At 67.1% G+C, this 18,132-nt stretch carries 17 protein-coding genes; 12 read left to right on the top strand and 5 right to left on the bottom strand.

The annotated features are described in order from the left end of the window. Window positions 1-56: 56 nt before the first annotated feature. The 3 genes from HMPREF1224_RS27785 to HMPREF1224_RS27775 form a co-directional block, all read right to left on the bottom strand. Window positions 57-746 carry a TSCPD domain-containing protein gene (locus HMPREF1224_RS27785; protein ID WP_003096987.1) on the bottom strand — a complete coding sequence of 230 codons (690 nt, stop codon included), beginning with the start codon at window positions 744-746 and terminating at the stop codon, window positions 57-59. 16 nt (window positions 747-762) lie between these two features. Beyond that, window positions 763-2,967 carry an adenosylcobalamin-dependent ribonucleoside-diphosphate reductase gene (locus HMPREF1224_RS27780; RefSeq protein WP_003146829.1) on the bottom strand — a complete coding sequence of 735 codons (2,205 nt, stop codon included), beginning with the start codon at window positions 2,965-2,967 and terminating at the stop codon, window positions 763-765. A 109-nt stretch (window positions 2,968-3,076) separates the two neighbouring features. Then, window positions 3,077-4,000: a zinc ABC transporter substrate-binding protein gene (locus HMPREF1224_RS27775; protein ID WP_003099734.1), complete on the bottom strand. Its 924-nt coding sequence runs from the start codon at window positions 3,998-4,000 to the stop codon at window positions 3,077-3,079. 69 nt (window positions 4,001-4,069) lie between these two features. Here HMPREF1224_RS27775 and zur point away from each other — a divergent pair, with 69 nt between their 5' ends. The 12 genes from zur (at window position 4,070) to HMPREF1224_RS27715 (ending at window position 14,976) form a co-directional block, all read left to right on the top strand. Continuing rightward, window positions 4,070-4,573 carry a zinc uptake transcriptional repressor Zur gene (gene zur / locus HMPREF1224_RS27770; RefSeq protein ID WP_003096992.1) on the top strand — a complete coding sequence of 168 codons (504 nt, stop codon included), beginning with the start codon at window positions 4,070-4,072 and terminating at the stop codon, window positions 4,571-4,573. After that, complete coding sequence (gene znuC, locus HMPREF1224_RS27765; RefSeq protein WP_003099732.1) at window positions 4,573-5,382, top strand: zinc ABC transporter ATP-binding protein ZnuC; 810 nt, start codon at window positions 4,573-4,575, stop codon at window positions 5,380-5,382. The genes zur and znuC overlap by 1 nt, the downstream gene beginning before the upstream one ends. Further along, window positions 5,375-6,163, top strand: a complete 789-nt coding sequence (znuB, locus tag HMPREF1224_RS27760; protein WP_003096998.1) for a zinc ABC transporter permease subunit ZnuB — start codon at window positions 5,375-5,377, stop codon at window positions 6,161-6,163. The genes znuC and znuB overlap by 8 nt, the downstream gene beginning before the upstream one ends. A 41-nt stretch (window positions 6,164-6,204) precedes the next feature. Further along, window positions 6,205-6,993: a PA5502 family lipoprotein gene (locus HMPREF1224_RS27755; protein ID WP_074198753.1), complete on the top strand. Its 789-nt coding sequence runs from the start codon at window positions 6,205-6,207 to the stop codon at window positions 6,991-6,993. A gap of 206 nt (window positions 6,994-7,199) precedes the next feature. Continuing rightward, the gene (locus tag HMPREF1224_RS27750) at window positions 7,200-8,207 is read left to right on the top strand and encodes a methionine ABC transporter ATP-binding protein (protein ID WP_003097002.1); all 1,008 of its coding nucleotides are present in this window, start codon (window positions 7,200-7,202) and stop codon (window positions 8,205-8,207) included. Then, window positions 8,207-8,884, top strand: a complete 678-nt coding sequence (locus HMPREF1224_RS27745; protein WP_003097004.1) for a methionine ABC transporter permease — start codon at window positions 8,207-8,209, stop codon at window positions 8,882-8,884. Before HMPREF1224_RS27750 ends, HMPREF1224_RS27745 begins: the two co-directional genes overlap by 1 nt. Window positions 8,885-8,960: 76 nt before the next feature. Then, entirely contained in the window at window positions 8,961-9,743 is a 783-nt protein-coding gene (locus tag HMPREF1224_RS27740; protein ID WP_003099728.1) for a MetQ/NlpA family ABC transporter substrate-binding protein, read from the top strand. 202 nt (window positions 9,744-9,945) lie between these two features. Continuing rightward, window positions 9,946-10,803, top strand: coding sequence for a transcriptional repressor QapR (qapR, locus tag HMPREF1224_RS27735; RefSeq protein WP_003099726.1), 858 nt, complete (start codon window positions 9,946-9,948; stop codon window positions 10,801-10,803). Window positions 10,804-10,807: 4 nt separating this feature from the next. Beyond that, window positions 10,808-11,461 (top strand): cysteine hydrolase family protein, encoded by a 654-nt coding sequence (locus HMPREF1224_RS27730; RefSeq protein WP_003109125.1) that lies wholly within the window; start codon window positions 10,808-10,810, stop codon window positions 11,459-11,461. Then, entirely contained in the window at window positions 11,458-12,789 is a 1,332-nt protein-coding gene (locus HMPREF1224_RS27725) for a glutamine synthetase family protein (protein WP_003097012.1), read from the top strand. Before HMPREF1224_RS27730 ends, HMPREF1224_RS27725 begins: the two co-directional genes overlap by 4 nt. A gap of 67 nt (window positions 12,790-12,856) precedes the next feature. After that, a complete protein-coding gene (locus HMPREF1224_RS27720; protein ID WP_003121386.1) occupies window positions 12,857-13,525 on the top strand; it encodes an N-formylglutamate amidohydrolase in 669 nt (222 codons plus the stop codon). 101 nt (window positions 13,526-13,626) lie between these two features. Then, window positions 13,627-14,976, top strand: a complete 1,350-nt coding sequence (locus HMPREF1224_RS27715) for an APC family permease (protein WP_003099715.1) — start codon at window positions 13,627-13,629, stop codon at window positions 14,974-14,976. A gap of 18 nt (window positions 14,977-14,994) precedes the next feature. On the opposite strand, the gene HMPREF1224_RS27710 is transcribed toward HMPREF1224_RS27715, so the two are convergent. Further along, a complete protein-coding gene (locus HMPREF1224_RS27710; RefSeq protein WP_003099712.1) occupies window positions 14,995-16,338 on the bottom strand; it encodes a sigma-54-dependent transcriptional regulator in 1,344 nt (447 codons plus the stop codon). Continuing rightward, window positions 16,335-18,101 (bottom strand): sensor histidine kinase, encoded by a 1,767-nt coding sequence (locus tag HMPREF1224_RS27705; RefSeq protein ID WP_003097020.1) that lies wholly within the window; start codon window positions 18,099-18,101, stop codon window positions 16,335-16,337. Before HMPREF1224_RS27705 ends, HMPREF1224_RS27710 begins: the two co-directional genes overlap by 4 nt. Between the last annotated feature and the right edge of the window lie 31 nt (window positions 18,102-18,132).

The raw sequence follows: 18,132 nt of genomic DNA, 5'->3' as shown, positions 1-18,132 counted from the left end.
GCCCGGCCATCCTGGCCGGTCGTTCGCATTGAAAAACGCATGCGTTTTTCAAGTGCTCACCCACATTTCGAGTGTCCGCAGTTGAGGCAGGTGGCGCAGCCGTCCATCTGTACCACCGCCATGCTGTTGCACTTGCCGCACAGTTGCGCGCCGGCGGGGAAGCCTTCACCCGGCTCGACCTTGCTGGTGCCCTGGGCGGCCTCGTAGGCGGCGCGTTTTTCCGCGAGGAAAAGACGCTGTTCCTCGTCCAGTTCAGGGCCACGCAACAAGCCGATGGCCGTCAGGTGGCGCTCCAGCACGCCGCCGATCTCGGCGACGATGGAAGGCATGTAGATGCCGCCTTTCTTCAGGTAGCCCCCGCGCGGGTCGAATACCGCCTTGAGTTCCTCGACAAGGAAGGTACAGTCGCCGCCCTTGCGGAAAACCGCGGACATGATGCGGGTAAGTGCGACGATCCACTGGAAATGATCCATGTTCTTCGAGTTGATGAAGATCTCGAAGGGACGCCGCTGCTCGTGCGCCGTGCCCGCATTGAGGACCATGTCGTTGATAGTCACGTAGAGCGCGTGCTCGAACAGCGGCGACTTGATCTTGTAGGTGGCGCCGATCAGGGTATCCGGGCGCTCCAGGGTCTCGTCCATCTGCACCACCGACGCGGCTTCCGCGGCGGCGGCAAGGGCCTGCTCCTCGGCTTCGTTGACGACCTTGAAGCCCTTGATCTTCTGCGTGATCTTGACTGCTGACATATCGATTCCCCCGGCCTCAGTACTTGCCGTAATAGCCTTCTTTCAAGGCGTCGAAGAGGTTGGCGGCGGTATGGATCTCACCGTCGTACTCGACCTGCTCGTTGCCCTTGAACTCCACCACGCTGCCATCCTCCAGTTCGAAGCGGTAGCGGGTCTTCTCCAGGTCGGACTCCTTGACCAGCACGCCCTGGAACGCCTCGGGATTGAAGCGGAAGGTGGTGCAGCCCTTGAGTCCCTGGTGCCAGGCGTAGCGGTAGATGTCCTTGAAGTCCTCGAACGGGTAGTCGGTGGGCACGTTGGCGGTCTTGGAGATCGACGAATCGACCCACTTCTGCGCCGCCGCCTGGATGTCCACGTGCTGCGCCGGGGTGACGCTGTCGGCGGTGATGAAGTAGTCCGGCAGGCGTCGCGCCGGGTCGTCGCTGTCCGGCAGGGCCTGGGCGTTGACCAGGGTCCGGTAGGCCAGCAGCTCGTAGCTGTAGACCTCGACCTTTTCCTTGGTCTTGCGGCCTTCGCGGATAAGGTTGCGCGAATAATGGTGGGCGAAGCTCGGCTCGATGCCGTTGGAGGCATTGTTGGCCAGGCTCAGGCTGATGGTCCCGGTCGGCGCGATGGAGCTGTGGTGGGTGAAGCGCGCGCCGGTTTCAGCCAACGCCTCGATCAGTTCCGGAGCATGTTCGGCGACCCGCTGCATGTAGCGGGAATACTTGGCGTGAAGCACGCTGCCGCGGATGCGGTCGCCGGCCTTATAGCCATCGGCGGCCATTTCCGGACGCTTGCGAAGCATTTCCGCAGTGACTTCGTAGTCCTGCGCCAGGATCGGCGCCGGGCCCTTCTCCCTGGCCAGCTCCAGGGCCACTTCCCAGCCCACCAGGGCCATTTCCCGCGCCACTTCCTCGGTGAATACGCAGGCCTCGGGACTGCCGTAGCGCAGCTTGAGCAGGGTCAGGGTCGAGCCCAGGCCGAGGAAGCCCATGCCATGCCGGCGCTTGCCAAGGATTTCCTGGCGTTGCTGTTCCAGCGGCAGGCCGTTGATTTCCACCACGTTGTCGAGCATCCGGGTAAACACCCGCACCACTTCGCGGAAACGGTCCCAGTCGAAGCGCGCCTCGTCGCCAAATGGCTGCTCGACGAAGCAGGTGAGGTTGACCGAGCCGAGCAGGCACGAGCCGTACGGCGGCAGAGGCTGCTCGCCGCAGGGGTTGGTGGCGCGGATCGCCTCGCACCACCAGTTGTTGTTCAGTTCGTTGACCCGGTCGATGAGGATGAAGCCCGGCTCCGCATAGTCGTAGGTGGAGACCATGATCATGTCCCACAGGTGGCGGGCGCGGACCTGGCCGTAGACCTTGCAGGCGACCAGCCCGTCGGCGCGCTGGACGTAGTCGTCCTGGATCGGCCATTCGCGCCAGACCACCGCGTTGGGGTCGTCGAGGTCGATCTCGTCGCGCTCCTTCACGTGCACCGGGAATACCAGCGGCCAGTCGGCGTCCTGTTCCACCGCCTGCATGAACTGGTCGGTGATCAGCAGGCTCAGGTTGAACTGGCGCAAGCGCCCGTCCTCGCGCTTGGCGCGGATGAATTCGCGGACGTCCGGGTGGCTGACATCGAAGGTGCCCATCTGCGCGCCGCGGCGGCCGCCGGCGGAGCTGACGGTGAAGCACATCTTGTCGTAGATGTCCATGAACGACAGCGGCCCGCTGGTGTAGGCACCGGCACCGGAAACGTAGGCGCCGCGCGGGCGCAGGGTGCTGAACTCATAGCCGATGCCGCAGCCGGCCTTGAGCGTCAGCCCGGCCTCGTGGACTTTCTCGAGGATGTTGTCCATGGAGTCCTGGATGGTCCCGGACACCGTGCAGTTGATGGTCGAGGTGGCCGGCTTGTGCCCCAGGGCGCCGGCGTTGGAGATGATCCGGCCGGCCGGGATGGCACCGTTGCGCAGGGCCCAGAGGAAGCGCCCGTACCAGTGTTCGCGGGAGGCCTTTTCCTCGACATCGGCAAGGGCGCGGGCGACGCGTTGCCAGGTACCGTCGACGCTGGCATCCACCGGCGTACCGTCCTTGCTCTTGAGCCGGTACTTCTTGTCCCAGATATCCTGCGACGCGTCCTGCAGGGCGATGGTCCCGCGTTCGGTGCGGGGACTGCGTGCGTCTGTCTTGGCCATCCGCTGATTAACCTCCCGATGGTTGTTGGGGCGTCCGAAGCCGGCCACCGTACGCAACATCTAGTTATCCGTACCTGACGGGAATCAATATCTTGTGTCAGGCAGCAACAGACAACCTTAGTCATCGGGACGCCGCGCGCAAGAGGGCGCGGCCATCAGTCACGGGTTTTCAGAGCTTTTCCAGACAGCCGGCAAATTCGCCTGCCAGGTTGTTCAGAAGATTCTCATAGCCGTTGGCGTCCACGCTCACGTTCACGCCCAGGTCGTCCAGTTCGGCCAGGCGCACCGGCAGGCCTTCGCTGAGGGTGTCGGCCAGCCGCGGTCGAAGCGGCGGCTCGCTGAAGATGCAGGCCGGACCGGCGGCCTTCAGCTGGGCGCGCATGGCGGCGACATGGCGTGCTCCCGGCTGGACCTCCGCGGATACCGCGAACACGCCGGTATGGCGCAATCCGTAGGCTTCCTCGAAATAGTCGAAGGCTTCATGGAAGACGAAGAAAGGCTTGCCGGCAAGCTTGCCCAGGCGTTCGCGGAGTTTGCCGTCGAGCCCGCCGAGGCGCTCCTCGAAGGCCTTCAGGTTGGCCCGGTAGCGCCCGGCGTTGGCCGGGTCGACCTGGGCCAGGTCCTCGGCCATCCGCGCGGCGATGGTGCGGGCGTTGGCCGGCAACAGCCAGAGGTGGGCGTCGAGCATGCCGGGACGATGGTCATGGTCGTGCTCGTCGTGCCCGGCATGCTCCTCTTCCTCGAAATTGACGAACTTGCGCAGGTGCATGCCCGGCAGGTCCTGCACCGCGACGCTGGCGCCCTGGCGGCCGGCGAGCACCTTGGGCAGGAAGTTTTCCAGGTCCGGGCCGATCCAGTAGAACAATTGCACCTCGCGCAGCCGCCGTACGTCGGAAGGACGCAGGGCGTACTGGTGCGGCGAGGCGCCCGGCGGCAGCAGTACGTCCGGCTGGCCGACGCCGTCCTGGATGGCCGCGGCGACCAGTTGCAGCGGTTTGATGCTGGTCAGCACGCTGACCTCGGCGCGCGCCGGCGAAGCCAGCAGGAACAGGGCGAAGCAGGCGGACAGCAGGGCAAAGGGACGCAGGGTCACGGCGGCACTCACATGAAAGGTGGTTAGCGGGTAATATAATAACGTCTCTACCCTCGAGCGTCGCAGCCCATGTACAAGATTGCGCCCAAGACCCCGCTGGCCTGCCAGCCCCATGACCACAGCCAGTGCGTCAGCACCGCGCTGGCCGAGGCCGATGCGCTGTGCGCGCGCCAGGGCGTACGCCTGACCGAACTGCGGCGGCGCGTGCTGGAACTGGTCTGGCAGAGCCACAAGCCGCTGGGGGCCTACGATATCCTCGCGGTGCTCAGCGAAACCGACGGCCGCCGCGCCGCGCCGCCGACCGTCTACCGCGCGCTGGACTTCCTCCAGGAGAACGGCCTGGTGCACCGCATCGCCTCGCTCAACGCATTCGTCGGCTGCAACAACCCGGAGCACAGCCACCAGGGCCAGTTCCTCATCTGCCGCACCTGCCACACCGCGATCGAGCTGGAACAGCCGGATATCAGCCGGGCCATCGTCGCCGGAGCGAACAGCGTCGGCTTCGCCGTGGAAAGCCAGACCGTCGAGGTGGTCGGCCTCTGCGGCACCTGCCGGGACCAGAAGGACGCCTGATGGACAACGCGCTGGTGCGGCTGACCCAGGTCGGCGTGTCCTTCAACGGCCAGGCGGTGCTGAGCGATGTCGACCTGGCCATCGAGCCCGGCCAGATCGTCACCCTGATCGGCCCCAACGGCGCCGGCAAGACCACCCTGGTACGCAGCGTGCTCGGCCTGCTCAAGCCGCACGTCGGCGAGGTCTGGCGACGGCCGCGGCTGACCATCGGCTACATGCCGCAGAAACTCCACGTCGACGCCACCCTGCCGCTCAGCGTACTGCGCTTCCTCCGCCTGGTACCCGGGGTCAGGCGCGAGCAGGCGCTGGCGGCGTTGCGCGAGGTCGGCGCGGCGCACGTGCTGGAGCGCCCGCTGCAAAGCATTTCCGGTGGCGAACTGCAACGCGTGCTGCTGGCCCGCGCTCTGCTGCGCAAGCCCGAGCTACTGGTGCTCGACGAGCCGGTGCAGGGCGTCGACGTCGCCGGCCAGGCCGAACTCTACCGCCTCATCGGCAAACTGCGCGACCGCTACGGCTGCGGTGTGCTGATGGTCTCCCACGACCTGCACCTGGTGATGAGCGCCACCGACCAGGTGGTCTGCCTGAACCGCCATGTCTGCTGCTCAGGGCACCCCGAGCAGGTCAGCGGCGACCCGGCCTTCGTCGAGCTGTTCGGCCAGGACGCTCGCAGCCTGGCGATCTACCACCACCATCACGACCACGCCCACGACCTCCACGGCGAGGTGGTCAAGGCCGGTCCCGGCGCCTTGCCTCCAGGCACCCGCTTCACTCCTGTCCACAAGCACGGCCCCGACTGCAACCATGGCTGACTTCCTGCTCAACGCCCTCCTCGCCGGCCTCGCCCTGGCCCTGGTGGCTGGCCCCCTGGGCTCCTTCGTGGTCTGGCGGCGGATGGCCTATTTCGGCGATACCCTGTCCCACGCCGCACTGCTCGGGGTAGCCCTGGGTTTCCTCCTCGATGTCAGCCCGACCCTGGCTGTGACCGTGGGCTGCGTGCTGCTCGCAGTGCTGCTGGTGACCCTGCAGCAGCGCCAGCCGCTGGCCGCCGACACCCTGCTGGGCATCCTCGCCCACAGCACCCTGTCGCTGGGCCTGGTCACCCTGAGCTTCATGAAGGAAGTGCGGGTCGACCTGATGGCTTACCTGTTCGGCGATCTGCTGGCGGTGAGCGCCAGCGACCTGCTGTGGATAATCGCCGGCAGCGCGCTGGTCCTGGCACTGATCTGCTTCCTCTGGCGGCCGCTGCTGGCGATCACCGTGCACGAGGAACTGGCGAAGGTGGAAGGCCTGCCGGTCGGAGCGATCCGCCTGGCGCTGATGTTGCTGATCGCCATCGTCATCGCCGTGGCGATGAAGATCGTCGGCGTACTGCTGATCACCTCGCTGCTGATTATTCCCGCCGCCGCCGCCCAGCGCCATGCCCGCAGTCCCGAGCAGATGGCGGTCGGCGCCAGCCTACTGGGACTGGTCGCGGTGTGCGCCGGCCTGGCCCTGTCCTGGTTCAAGGATACCCCCGCCGGCCCCTCGATCGTGGTCAGCGCCGCCGGCCTGTTCCTGCTGAGTTTTGTCCTGCCCCGCCGCACGGTGTAGAATCTGGCGATTTTTTGACCAAACGAGAACCCGCAGGAATGATGTCGTCCTTCTTTCGCCTGCTGTCCGTCCTGGCGGCGGCGCTGCTGGTCAGCGCCTGCCAGGGCAATGCGTCGTCGCAACCGACGCCGGTGGTCGCGCCCCAGGCGCAGCCCGCCGATCCCTATGCCGAACTGCAGGAAACCCTGGCCGCCGGCAAGCTCGAACAGGCCGAGCAACAATGGCTGGCCCTGCGCAGCGCCGCCGCCGGCGACGAGCGCGTCGAAGCATTCCGCCGCCAGTTGGCCGAGGCCTACATGCAGCGCGGGGAAACCGCGCTGCGTCAAGGAGACCTCAACACCGCCACCAGCGCCCTCGGCCATGCCCGCGGACTGATGCCCAAGGCGCCGGCGCTGACCGCCGGGCTGGACGGTGCGATCAACCGCGCCAAGGTCGATCCCGCCCGCGCCGAGCAGGCCCGACGCATGCAGCAGGCGGCCCAGCAGCAGATGCAGCAGATCATCCAGACGCCGCCCGGCGGCGAGCTGAAGCCGCTGCCCGGCGCTTCCCACCTGATCGATCCGCAAGCGGCCAGCAGCGCCGTGCCCCTGCCGATGCTCGACGGCACCGGCCAGGGCGGCCTCGGTGCGGTGCTCGACGCGGTGGCCGCGGATGTCGTCGCCTACCGTTGCAGGGTGCATATCGAAGTGCGCCGGGACAGCGACTATCCGCTGGTTTCCGACCAGCTCCTGGCGCGGGTGAAGAAGCTCTCACCCGATTTCGACCTGCATCTCAGCCATGTCGTACAGGCCGACAAGCCAACCCGATTGATACTTACCCCCCGGAATTGAGACCGGTCCTGCCCCGGCCGCAGCAGAAAGCGCTTGTCGGGAGCGCACCAGACGCTTATTCCATTTCAATGATTTTTCATCACCAATAAATATTAATAATGCATAAGAAAGCAAGGTAAAATGCTCGGTTTAGCTGACCGCCCATGCTTCCCGCCAAGCCCGTGCTCCAGCCGTAACAGCATCGCCGCACCCACAAGGTTCGCCCAGTGATCGAATTCCACGACGTCCACAAGACCTATCGAGTTGCCGGTCGGGAAATCCCCGCCTTGCAACCGACCCGCCTGAACATCCAGGCCGGGCAGATTTTCGGCCTGATCGGCCATTCCGGTGCCGGCAAGAGCACCCTGCTGCGCCTGATCAACCGCCTCGAGGAGCCCAGCGGCGGCCGCATCCTGGTCGAGGGCGAAGACGTCACCGCCCTCGACGCCGAAGGCCTGCGCCGTTTCCGCCAGCGCGTCGGGATGATCTTCCAGCACTTCAACCTGCTGTCCTCGAAGACCGTCGCCGACAACATCGCCATGCCCCTGCGCCTGGCCGGCGGCTTCAGCCGTGCCGAAGTCGATGCGCGGGTCTCCGAGCTGCTCGCGCGGGTCGGCCTGTCCGACCACGCGCGCAAGTATCCGGCCCAGCTCTCCGGCGGACAGAAACAGCGCGTCGGCATCGCTCGCGCCCTGGCCTGCCGGCCGAGCATCCTGCTCTGCGACGAGGCCACCAGCGCCCTCGATCCGCAGACCACCGCCTCGGTCCTGCAACTGCTGGCGGAAATCAATCGCGAGCTGAAGCTGACCATCGTCCTCATCACCCACGAGATGGACGTGATCCGCCGTGTCTGCGACCAGGTCGCGGTCATGGACGGCGGCGCCATCGTCGAGCAGGGCGATGTCGCCGATGTCTTCCTCCATCCGCAGCACCCGACCACCCGCCGCTTCGTGTTCGAGGCCGAACGGGTCGACGAGGACGAGCGCCACGACGATTTCGCCCACGTGCCGGGTCTCATCCTGCGCCTGACCTTCCGCGGCGAAGCCACCTATGCGCCGCTGCTGGGCACCGTGGCGCGGCAGACCGGGGTCGACTACAGCATCCTTTCCGGACGCATCGACCGCATCAAGGACACGCCCTACGGCCAGTTGACCCTGGCCCTGGTCGGCGGTGACCTGGAAGCCGCCATGAGCCAGTTGAACGCCGCTGACGTACATGTGGAGGTACTGCGCTGATGGACTTCTTCGAAACCATGAGCTTCGCCAACATCGACTGGTACGAAATCTGGCTGGCCAGCGTCGACACCTTCTGGATGCTCGGCGGTTCGCTGCTGTTCACAGTGGTCCTCGGCCTGCCCCTCGGCGTCCTGCTGTTCCTTACCGGGCCACGGCAGATGTTCGAGCAGAAGGCGGTCTACACCCTGCTCTCGCTAGTGGTGAACATCCTCCGTTCGTTGCCGTTCATCATCCTGCTGATCGTGATGATCCCGCTGACCGTACTGATCACCGGTACCTCGCTGGGCGTCGCCGGGGCCATCCCGCCGCTGGTGGTGGGCGCCACGCCGTTCTTCGCGCGCCTGGTGGAAACCGCGCTGCGCGAGGTCGACAAGGGCATCATCGAGGCAACCCAGGCGATGGGCGCCAGCACCCGGCAGATCATCTGGAACGCCCTGCTGCCGGAAGCCCGGCCGGGCATCATCGCCGCCATCACCGTCACCGCCATCACCCTGGTCTCGTACACCGCGATGGCCGGAGTGGTCGGCGCCGGCGGGCTGGGCGACCTGGCGATCCGCTTCGGCTATCAGCGCTTCCAGACCGACGTGATGGTGGTCACCGTGGTGATGCTGCTGATCCTCGTCCAGATTCTGCAAACCGTGGGCGACAAGCTGGTGGTGCACTTCTCGCGCAAGTAAGCTTGCCGGCCAAGCCCAAAACCCTGAGCGCCGCGGTTATCCACAGCCGCCAGGAACACCTCGAAAGGAGTTGAAGATGAAAAAACTGCTTGCTGCTTTCTCCGCTGTCGCGGCGCTCGGCCTCACCGCCGCCCAGGCCGCCGAGTCCCTCACCGTCGCGGCCACCCCGGTGCCGCACGCGGAGATCCTCAACGTGGTCAAGCCGCTGCTGGCCAAGGAAGGCGTGGACCTGAAGATCAAGGAGTTCACCGACTACGTGCAGCCGAACGTGCAGGTCTCGGAAAAGCGCCTGGACGCCAACTTCTTCCAGCACCAGCCGTACCTCGATGAGTTCAACAAGGCCAAGGGCACCGACCTGGTCGCCGTGACCGGCGTACACATCGAGCCGCTGGGCGCCTACTCGAGCAAGTACAAGAAGCTCGACGAACTGCCTTCCGGCGCTACCGTGGTGATCCCCAACGACGCCACCAACGGCGGCCGCGCCCTGCTCCTGCTGGACAAGGCCGGGGTGATCAAGCTCAAGGACAACAAGAGCATCACCGCCACGCCGAAGGACATCGTCGACAATCCGAAGAACATCAAGATCCGCGAACTGGAAGCCGCGACCCTGCCGCGCGTGCTGACCCAGGTCGACATGGCGCTGATCAATACCAACTACGCCCTGGAAGCCAAGCTGAACCCGACCAAGGATGCGCTGGCCATCGAAGGCAGCGACTCGCCCTACGTGAACATCCTCGTCGCGCGGCCGGACAACAAGGACAGCGACGCCATGCAGAAGCTGGCCAAGGCCCTGCACAGCGCCGAGATCAAGCAGTTCATCCAGGAGAAGTACAAAGGCGCGGTGGTACCGGCGTTCTGAGCCAAGCCGCGTAACCGCCCCTGGAAAAAGCCCGGTCTTCGACCGGGCTTTTTCTTTTCCGTCCCGGCCGTACGTCTGCCTGCCGTGCCACGACAGAGGTCATTCGGCCGTTTGCGGGAAATGTAGTGAAAAAAACATTCCGTCACATATTGAACAATCTGAAAAATTCACTACACAATCGACCCACCTTCGAGGATGCCCCATGCAAGAACTAAAACAACGCCTGGCCTCCCCGCCCGCCGAACTGACGCCCGCGGAGCGCAAGGTGGTGCGTGCCCTGCTCGATGACTACCCGCGCCTCGGCCTCGGTCCGATGACGCGCCTGGCCCGGCACGCCGGAGTCAGCGACCCGACGATCATGCGCCTGGTGAAAAAGCTCGGCTTCGCCGGCTACGGCGACTTCCAGGAAGCGCTGCTGGCCGACGTCGACGACCGCCTGCGCTCGCCGCGCACCCTGCTCGCCGAACGCCGCGAGCGGATGGGCCGCGACGACACCTGGGCGCGCTACCTCGACCAGGCTGGCCAGAGCCTGCAACAGACCCTCGGCCTGACCCGTCCCGATGACATCCAGCGCCTCGCCGACTGGCTGCTCGACAGCCGCCTGCGCGTGCACTGCCACGGCGGACGCTTCAGCCGTTTCCTCGCCGGCTACCTGGTCACCCATCTGCGCCTGCTGCGCCCGCAGTGCCGATTGCTCGACGACGGCGCCCTGCTCCCCGACCAGCTCTACGACCTCGGCCGCCAGGACCTGCTGGTCCTGTTCGACTATCGCCGCTACCAGAGCCAGGCCCAGCACGTGGCCCAGGCCGCCAAGGCACGCGGCACACGGCTGGTGCTGTTCACCGACATCTACGCCTCGCCGCTGCGCGAACACGCCGACCTGATCGTCAGTTCGCCAGTGGAATCCGCCTCGCCCTTCGACTCGCTGGTGCCGGCCATGGCCCAGGTCGAGGCACTGGTAGCGACCCTGGTGGCGCGCATGGGCGCGCCGCTCGACGAACGCCTGGAGGGCATCGACCAGCTCCGCAACGCGTTCAGCAGTCATATTCTGGAGGAATGACCCGATGTTCAGCCTGCCCCACCACTCGCCGCGCGACCTGCCGTTCGGCCGCCGGCAGACCGCCATCCTGTTCGTCGACATGCAGCGCGCCTGGGTCGAGCCGGGGCGCGACCCGCACGTCGATCCGCAGGCGGCCGGCTACTTCTACGAGCGCGTGCAGAACCAGGTGATCCCCAACCAGCAGCGCCTGCTCGGGGCCATGCGCGCAGTGGACGAGAACGTCCTGCACACCATCATCGAGAGCCTCACCGCCGATGGCCGCGACCGCTCGCTGGATCACAAGCTGTCGGAGATGCACCTGCCCAAGGGCAGCCCGGACGCCAGGGTGATCGACGCCCTGGAGCCGACCGCCAACGAGATCGTGCTGCCGAAGACCTCTTCCGGCGTTTTCAACTCCACCGCCATCGACTACGTACTGCGCAACCTCGGCACCCGCCACCTGATCGTCTGCGGGGTGGTCACCGACCAGTGCGTGGACATGGCCGTGCGCGATGCCGCCGACCGCGGCTACCTGGTCACCCTGGTCGAGGATGCCTGTGCCACCCATACCCCGGAACGCCACCAGGCCTGCCTGGAAGCGATCAAGGGCTACTGCTGGATCAGCGACACCGAGACCGTCCTGCAACGCATCGCCGCCCTCGGCCGGAGCAACCTGTGAACCGCCTGCAGCCGGTACGCCTGGTCAGCTTCGTCACCACCGACCTGGCCGGCATCACCCGCGGGCGCTCGCTGCCCCTGGCGACCCTGGAAGAGCAACTGGCCAGCGGTTGCGGCTGGGTACCGGCGAACAGCTCGCTGACCCCGCAGGACCTGATCGACGAGAGCAGCCCCTGGGGCAGCCACGGCGACCTGCGCCTGCTGCCCGACCCGAACAGCCGGGTGCGCGTCGAGCAGGGTCCCGACGCCGCTGCGCCGGCGCTCGACTACCTACACGGCAACCTGGTGGAAACCGACGGCACGCCGTGGCCGGCCTGCCCGCGCGGCCTGCTGCTGGCCGAGGTGGAACGCTATCGCGACAGCGGCCTGCAGGTCATCGCGGCGTTCGAACACGAATTCAGCCTGCTCGGCCTGCCCGGCGAGCGTCCGGCCGCGGCGTTTTCGCTGCAGGCCCAGCGTGCCGCCGGGCAGTTCCCCGGCTGGCTGGTCAGCGCCCTGGCCCAGGCCGGCACCGAGCCGGAGATGTTCCTCCCCGAATACGGCCAGCGCCAGTACGAGGTCACCTGCCGCCCGGCGCAGGGCGTGGCCGCCGCCGACCGCGCGGTGAACGTCCGCGAGGTCACTCGCGAAGTGGCGCGGCAGATGGGCCTGCGTACCTGCTTCGCACCGCTGCCGGCACCCGGCGCGGTGACCAACGGGGTGCACCTGCACCTGAGCCTGCAACATGCCGACGGCAGCCCGCTGCTGTACGAGCCCGGTCGACCCAACGATCTCTCCGAACTCGGCGAGCACTGGGCCGCCGGCGTGCTCGCGCACCTGCCGGCGCTGTGCGCGCTGACCGCGCCTACCGCCGCCTCCTACCTGCGCCTGAAACCCCACCACTGGAGCGCCGCCTACGCCTGCCTGGGACTGCGCAACCGCGAAGCGGCGCTGCGCATCTGTCCGGTGGTGAGCGTCGGCGGCAAGCCGTTGGGCAAGCAGTACAACCTGGAATTCCGGCCGATGGACGCCACCGCCTGTCCGCACCTGGCGATGGCCGCGGTGCTGATCGCCGGCCGCCTGGGCATCGAACGACGCCTGCCGCTGCGCGCCCTGGCCGATGTCGATCCGCACGGCCTCAGCGACGAAGAGCGCCAGGCCCGCGGCATCCAGGCCCTGCCGGCGACCCTCGGCGATGCGCTCGACTGCCTGCAGCGCGACGAGACGCTCTGCGCCGAGCTGCCAAAGCCGCTGCTGGACACCTACCTCGCCATGAAGCGCCACGAACTGGCGCTGACGGCGGGCCTTTCCGACGACGACCTGTGCCGCCACTATGCCGAGCTTTACTGACAACCCCGAACTCGGCATCTACCAGCTGCCTCCCTACCGCCTGCTCAACCCCGAAGGGCGCAGCCCGGTGGTCCTGGTCTGCGAGCACGCCAGCCGGCACATCCCGCTGGAGTTGCAGCGCCTCGGCCTGGACCAGGCCGCGGCGGAAGAACACATCGCCTGGGATATCGGCGCCCTGGCGCTGGCCGAAGAGCTTTCCCGGCGGCTCGACGCGCCATTGCTGGCGGCCGGCTACTCGCGCCTGCTGATCGACCTGAACCGACCGCTGGAGGCACCCGACAGCATTCCGCCGCACAGCGAGATCTACCCGGTTCCCGGCAACCGCGAGCTGTCCGAGACGGTGCGCCGCTATCGCCAGGATTGCCTGTTCCATCCGTTCCACCAGCGCCTGACGCAACTGCTCGACGAGCGCCAGGCCGCCGGCGTGCCGACCCGCGTGGTCGGCGTGCACAGTTTTACCCCGGTGTACCACGGCAGACCCCGCCCGCTGGTTGCCGGGGTGCTTTATCGCAACGCCGGCGCCTACGCCAGGCGCATCCTCGACGGTTTGCGCCGGCACGGCCTGGAAGTCGCCGGCAACCAGCCCTATGCGATCGACCCGGCGGAAGACACTACCGTTCCGGTGCATGGCGACGCACGCGGTCTGGAAGCGGTGCTGCTGGAGATCCGCAACGATGGATTGCGCACGCCGGATGCGGTGTACGCCTGGGCCGAGCGTCTGTATCCCTGGCTCTGATGCGATGACCGGCACCGCCGGTCGCCAATAACGAGAAAGAGGCCCGCTTCGCGTGCGGCGCCGATAACGACAATACGCTGCCTTTTCCCGAGGAGCCCGTCATGGCCATCGAACAGTTCGGATACCGGCAACAGCTGCGCCGCAGCCTGTCCCTGAGCGACCTGATCATCTACGGGATGATCTTCATGATCCCCATCGCCCCGTTCGGGGTCTACGGCTGGGTCCATGCCGATGCCCACGGCATGGTGCCGATGGCCTACCTGGTGGGCATGCTGGCGATGCTCTTCACCGCCCTCAGCTACGGAGCCATGGCCAAGGCCTTTCCGATTGCCGGCTCGGTGTATTCCTACGCCCAGCGCGGCATCCACCCCCATGTCGGCTTCATCGCCGGCTGGGTGCTGCTGCTCGACTACCTGCTGATCCCGCCGCTGCTCTACGTGTTCAGCGCGCTGGCGCTGAACCACTTGTTCCCGGCGATCCCCAAGCTGGCCTGGATGCTGCTGTTCCTGGTCTCGGCGACCCTGGTCAACCTGCGCGGCATCACCTTCGCCGCCCGCGCCAACCTGTTGTTCCTGATCGGAGAGCTGGTGGTCCTGGCGATCTTCCTGGTGGTCGGCTACCAGGCGCTGGAAGGCGGCCTGGGCAACGGCCGGCTGACCCTCGAGCCGCTGTATCGCCCGGAGGCCTTCGATCTCGGCCTGGTGATGAAGGCCGCCTCGATCGCCGTACTGTCGTTCCTCGGCTTCGACGCCATCTCCACCCTCGCCGAGGAGGTCAAGGGCGATCCCGCGCGACAGATCGGCCGCGCCGCGCTGATCGCGCTGTTCATCATGGGCGGCATCTTCATCGCGCAGACCTGGCTGGCCACCGACCTCGCCGCCGGGATGAACTTCAAGTCGGCGGACACCGCCTTCTACGAGATCGCCGAAGCGGCCGGTGGCCAGTGGCTGTCGATGCTGACCGCGGTAGCCACCGCGCTGGCCTGGGGTGTCACCGTGTCGATCACCTCGCAGGCAGCGGTCTCGCGCCTGCTCTACTCGATGGCCCGCGACGGCAGGCTGCCGCGCGCGCTGGCCAGGGTCCATCCGCGCTACCAGACGCCGCACGTCAGCCTGTACCTGGTGGCGGTGCTGTCGCTGGGAATCGGCTGGGCCTTCCTCGACGCACCGGACGTGCTCACCTCACTGGTGAACTTCGGTGCCCTCACCGGCTTCTGCCTGCTGCACCTGAGCGTGATCAACCACTACTACCGCCGCCAGCGCTCCGGCCAGTGGTTGCGGCATCTACTGTTCCCGCTGGTGGGCCTGGCGATCATCGCCTACGTGCTGTACAGCATGAGCCTCGACGCACAGTTGCTCGGACTGGCCTGGATCGCGGTGGGGCTGGTCTACCTGGCGTTGCTGCAACGCGGCGGGCGCCAGGCGCCAACGGAGTTGGCGAAGGATCTCTGACGCCTCGCGAGGGCTGGTTCAAGCCGGCTCTTCGCCGACGAAATCGCTGCGGCTGAGGCCATGCCGCAGCATCTTTTCGTTGAGTGTCCGGCGCGGCAGTTGCAGCAACTCCATCACCGCCTTGATATCCCCGCGGCACTGGCCGAGCGCCTGGCGCAGGCACTCCGCCTCGAAGGCTTCCATGCGTTCCGCCAGCCCCGAGGTAAGGCCGCCGCCTTCCTCGGCGTCCCCACGCTCCAGGCCGAGGACATGACGCTCGGCGGCGTTGGCCAGCTCGCGTACATTGCCCGGCCAGTCGTGGGCCATCAGCCGCGCCAGTTCCGCCGGCGCGGCGGGCTGCGGCTCGCGGCCGAGGCGCTGGCTGGCAACGCTGGCGAAATGTTCGAAGAGCAGCGGGATGTCCTCGCGACGCTCGCGGATCGGCGGCAGGCGCAGCTCGGCGACGTTCAGGCGATACACCAGGTCCTCGCGGAAGCGTCCGGCACGTGCTTCGGCCAGCAGGTCGGGCTTGGTCGCGGCAATCACCCGCAGGTCGACGTGGATACTCTGGTTCGAGCCGAGCCGCTCCAGTTGCTGCTCCTGCAGGACGCGCAGCAGCTTGACCTGCTGCGCCAACGGCATGCTTTCGATCTCGTCGAGGAACAGGGTGCCGCCATGGGCATGCTCGAGCTTGCCGATGCGCTTGCCCTGCGCGCCGGTGAAGGCGCCGCTCTCATGACCGAACAGCTCGCTCTCGAACAGTTGCTCGGGAATCGCCGCGCAGTTCAGCGCCACGAACGGCTTGTCGGCGCGCGGCCCGAAGTCGTGCAGGCAGCGGGCAACCAGTTCCTTGCCGCTGCCGGTCTCGCCACGGATCAGGACGTTCACCGGGGTCGGCGCCAGGGCCAGAACCTGCCGGCGCAACGCTTCCATCGGCTTGGACACGCCGAGCAGACGCGCATCGACCTGGTCCTTGAGACTGGCCTGCTCCTTCAGGCGCCGGTTCTCCAGCACCAGGCGGCGCTTTTCCAGCGCGCGCCGCAAACTGCCGAGCAGGCGCTCGGGCGTGAAGGGTTTCTCGATGAAGTCGTAGGCACCCTGGCGCATGGCCTCCACCGCCATCGGCACGTCGCCGTGCCCGGTGACCATGATCACCGGCAGGTCGCGATCGACCGCCTGCAGGTTGGCGAGCAGTTGCAGGCCGTCCATGCCGGGCATGCGCACATCGCTGATGACCACCCCGGCGAAGGACTTGTCCAATGCTCCCAGGCATTCCTCGGCGCGCAGGCACAGGCGCACCTCGAAGCCGGACAGCTCCAGCCATTGCTGCACCGCTTCGCGGATCGTCGCTTCGTCGTCGACGAAGATCACCTGGTCGCTCATGTCGTTACGCTCGTGTCATCGGGGGCCGCCGGCAGGATCAGGCTGAACACCGCTCCCGCCTCGGCATTGGCGACCTGCAGGCGGCCGCCGAGTTCGTGGACGATCCCATAGGATACCGCCAGGCCGAGGCCGAGTCCCTCTCCCACCGGCTTGGTGGTGAAGAACGGATCGAAGACGCTGCCCAGGTGCTCGGCGGGAATCCCGCCGCCGTTGTCGGCGACGCTCAGCACCCAGTCGCCGCCAAGCCGTTGCAGGGCCAGGCGGATCCATGGCCGCTCCTGGCCGGCAACGGCATCCAGGGCGTTGCGCAGCAGGTTGACCAGCACCTGTTCCAGGCGGATCGCGTCACCCATCACCCAGGCCGGCCAGAGCAGCGCCTGCTCGATCTCCACCCGTTCGGCGCGGATTCGCGGTAGCAACAACTGCTGCGCCTGTTCGACCACGTGGCCCAACTCGATACGCTCGCGCAGGCCGCCGGCGCTCTTGCGCGCGAAGGTCTTCAGGTGGCCGGTGAGCGCGGCCATGCGTTCGAGCATCTGGTCGATGCGCGGCAACGCCTGGCGCGCCTCGTCGTGGCGTCCGGCGTCGAGCAGCAGGCGCAGGCTGGCCAGTTGCATGCGCTGGGCGGTGAGCGGCTGGTTGATCTCATGGGCCAGGGCCGCCGACATCTGCCCCAGGGCGGCCAGCTTGGCCGCCTGCACCAGGCCGTCCTGCGCGGTACGCAGGTCGGCGGTGCGCTGCTCGACCAGGCGCTCCAGCTCCTCCCGGCTACGTTGCCGCAGGCGGGCGATACGCCAGCGCTGGTGCAGGAACAAGCCGAGGAAGACCAGCGCCAGCCAGGTGCCGGCGGCGGCCAGGCGCGCGGTGGCGACGTCGTCCTGGATGCTCGCGGTGTCGCGCAGCAAGTGGAGGGTCCAGCCGTCGTTGGGCAGGTCCAGCGATTGCCAGAGGTAGTCCTTCTCGCCGTCGGCGCTTTCCACCCGCGCCAGACGGCTGTCTTCGCCGTAGCTGCGCAAGGTCTGGTGGCGCAGGGGTGTCAGGGGCTGGCGATCGTATTGCCGGGTCTCCGCCAGTTCGAAGCGGTCCACGGTATCCAGCGGTTCCAGTTCGCGGTAGCGCCAACCGGCGTGGTTGGCGAGGAACACGATGCCCTTGGCGTCGCTGGCCAGGACCAGGTCGGGGGTCTGGTTCCACTGCCGTTCCAGATCGGGAAACTCCAGCTTGACCACGATTGCGCCCAGGAAGCTGCCGTCCTCGGCGCGCACCGCGTGGGACAGGAAATAACCGGGAATCCCGCTGATCACCCCGACCGCATAGAAACGTCCGGAGCCTTGGGCGATGGTCTGGCGGAAATAGGGACGGAAACCGTAGTTGTGGCCCACGTAGCTGGTCGGCAGGTTCCAGTTGCTCGCCGCCACGGCCAGCCCGGTACGGTCGAGCAGCTCCAGGGTGGAGGAGCGGGCGGCCAGGTTGATGCTTTCCAGCTTGAGGTTGAGGCGCTGCTGCAACTCGCCGTCGATCGGCCCGGCCAGCGCCGCGCGCAGGTCCGGATCCAGCGCCAGCACCGCCGGCAGGCTGCGGAAGCGTTCGATCAGGGTCTGCAGCGAGCCGGCGTAGAGGTCCAGCTGCTTGCGCACCTGTTCGCCCTCGGCGCGTAGCGCCTGCTGCCGCGCCTGGCGTCCCGCCCAGTCCATGGACAGCAGCAGGCCGCCGAGCAGCGGCAGCAACAGCAGGAACAGGCGCAGCGGACGGGACAAGGACATCGGCGGATCGAAACGGCGGCGGGAAGCGGCG

Origin of the sequence: Pseudomonas sp. P179, from assembly GCF_000478485.2 — a bacterium.
Lineage (GTDB): Bacteria > Pseudomonadota > Gammaproteobacteria > Pseudomonadales > Pseudomonadaceae > Pseudomonas > Pseudomonas aeruginosa.
Note: the sequence above shows the minus strand (reverse complement) of the source record. Positions and strands in the feature narration are given on the sequence as shown.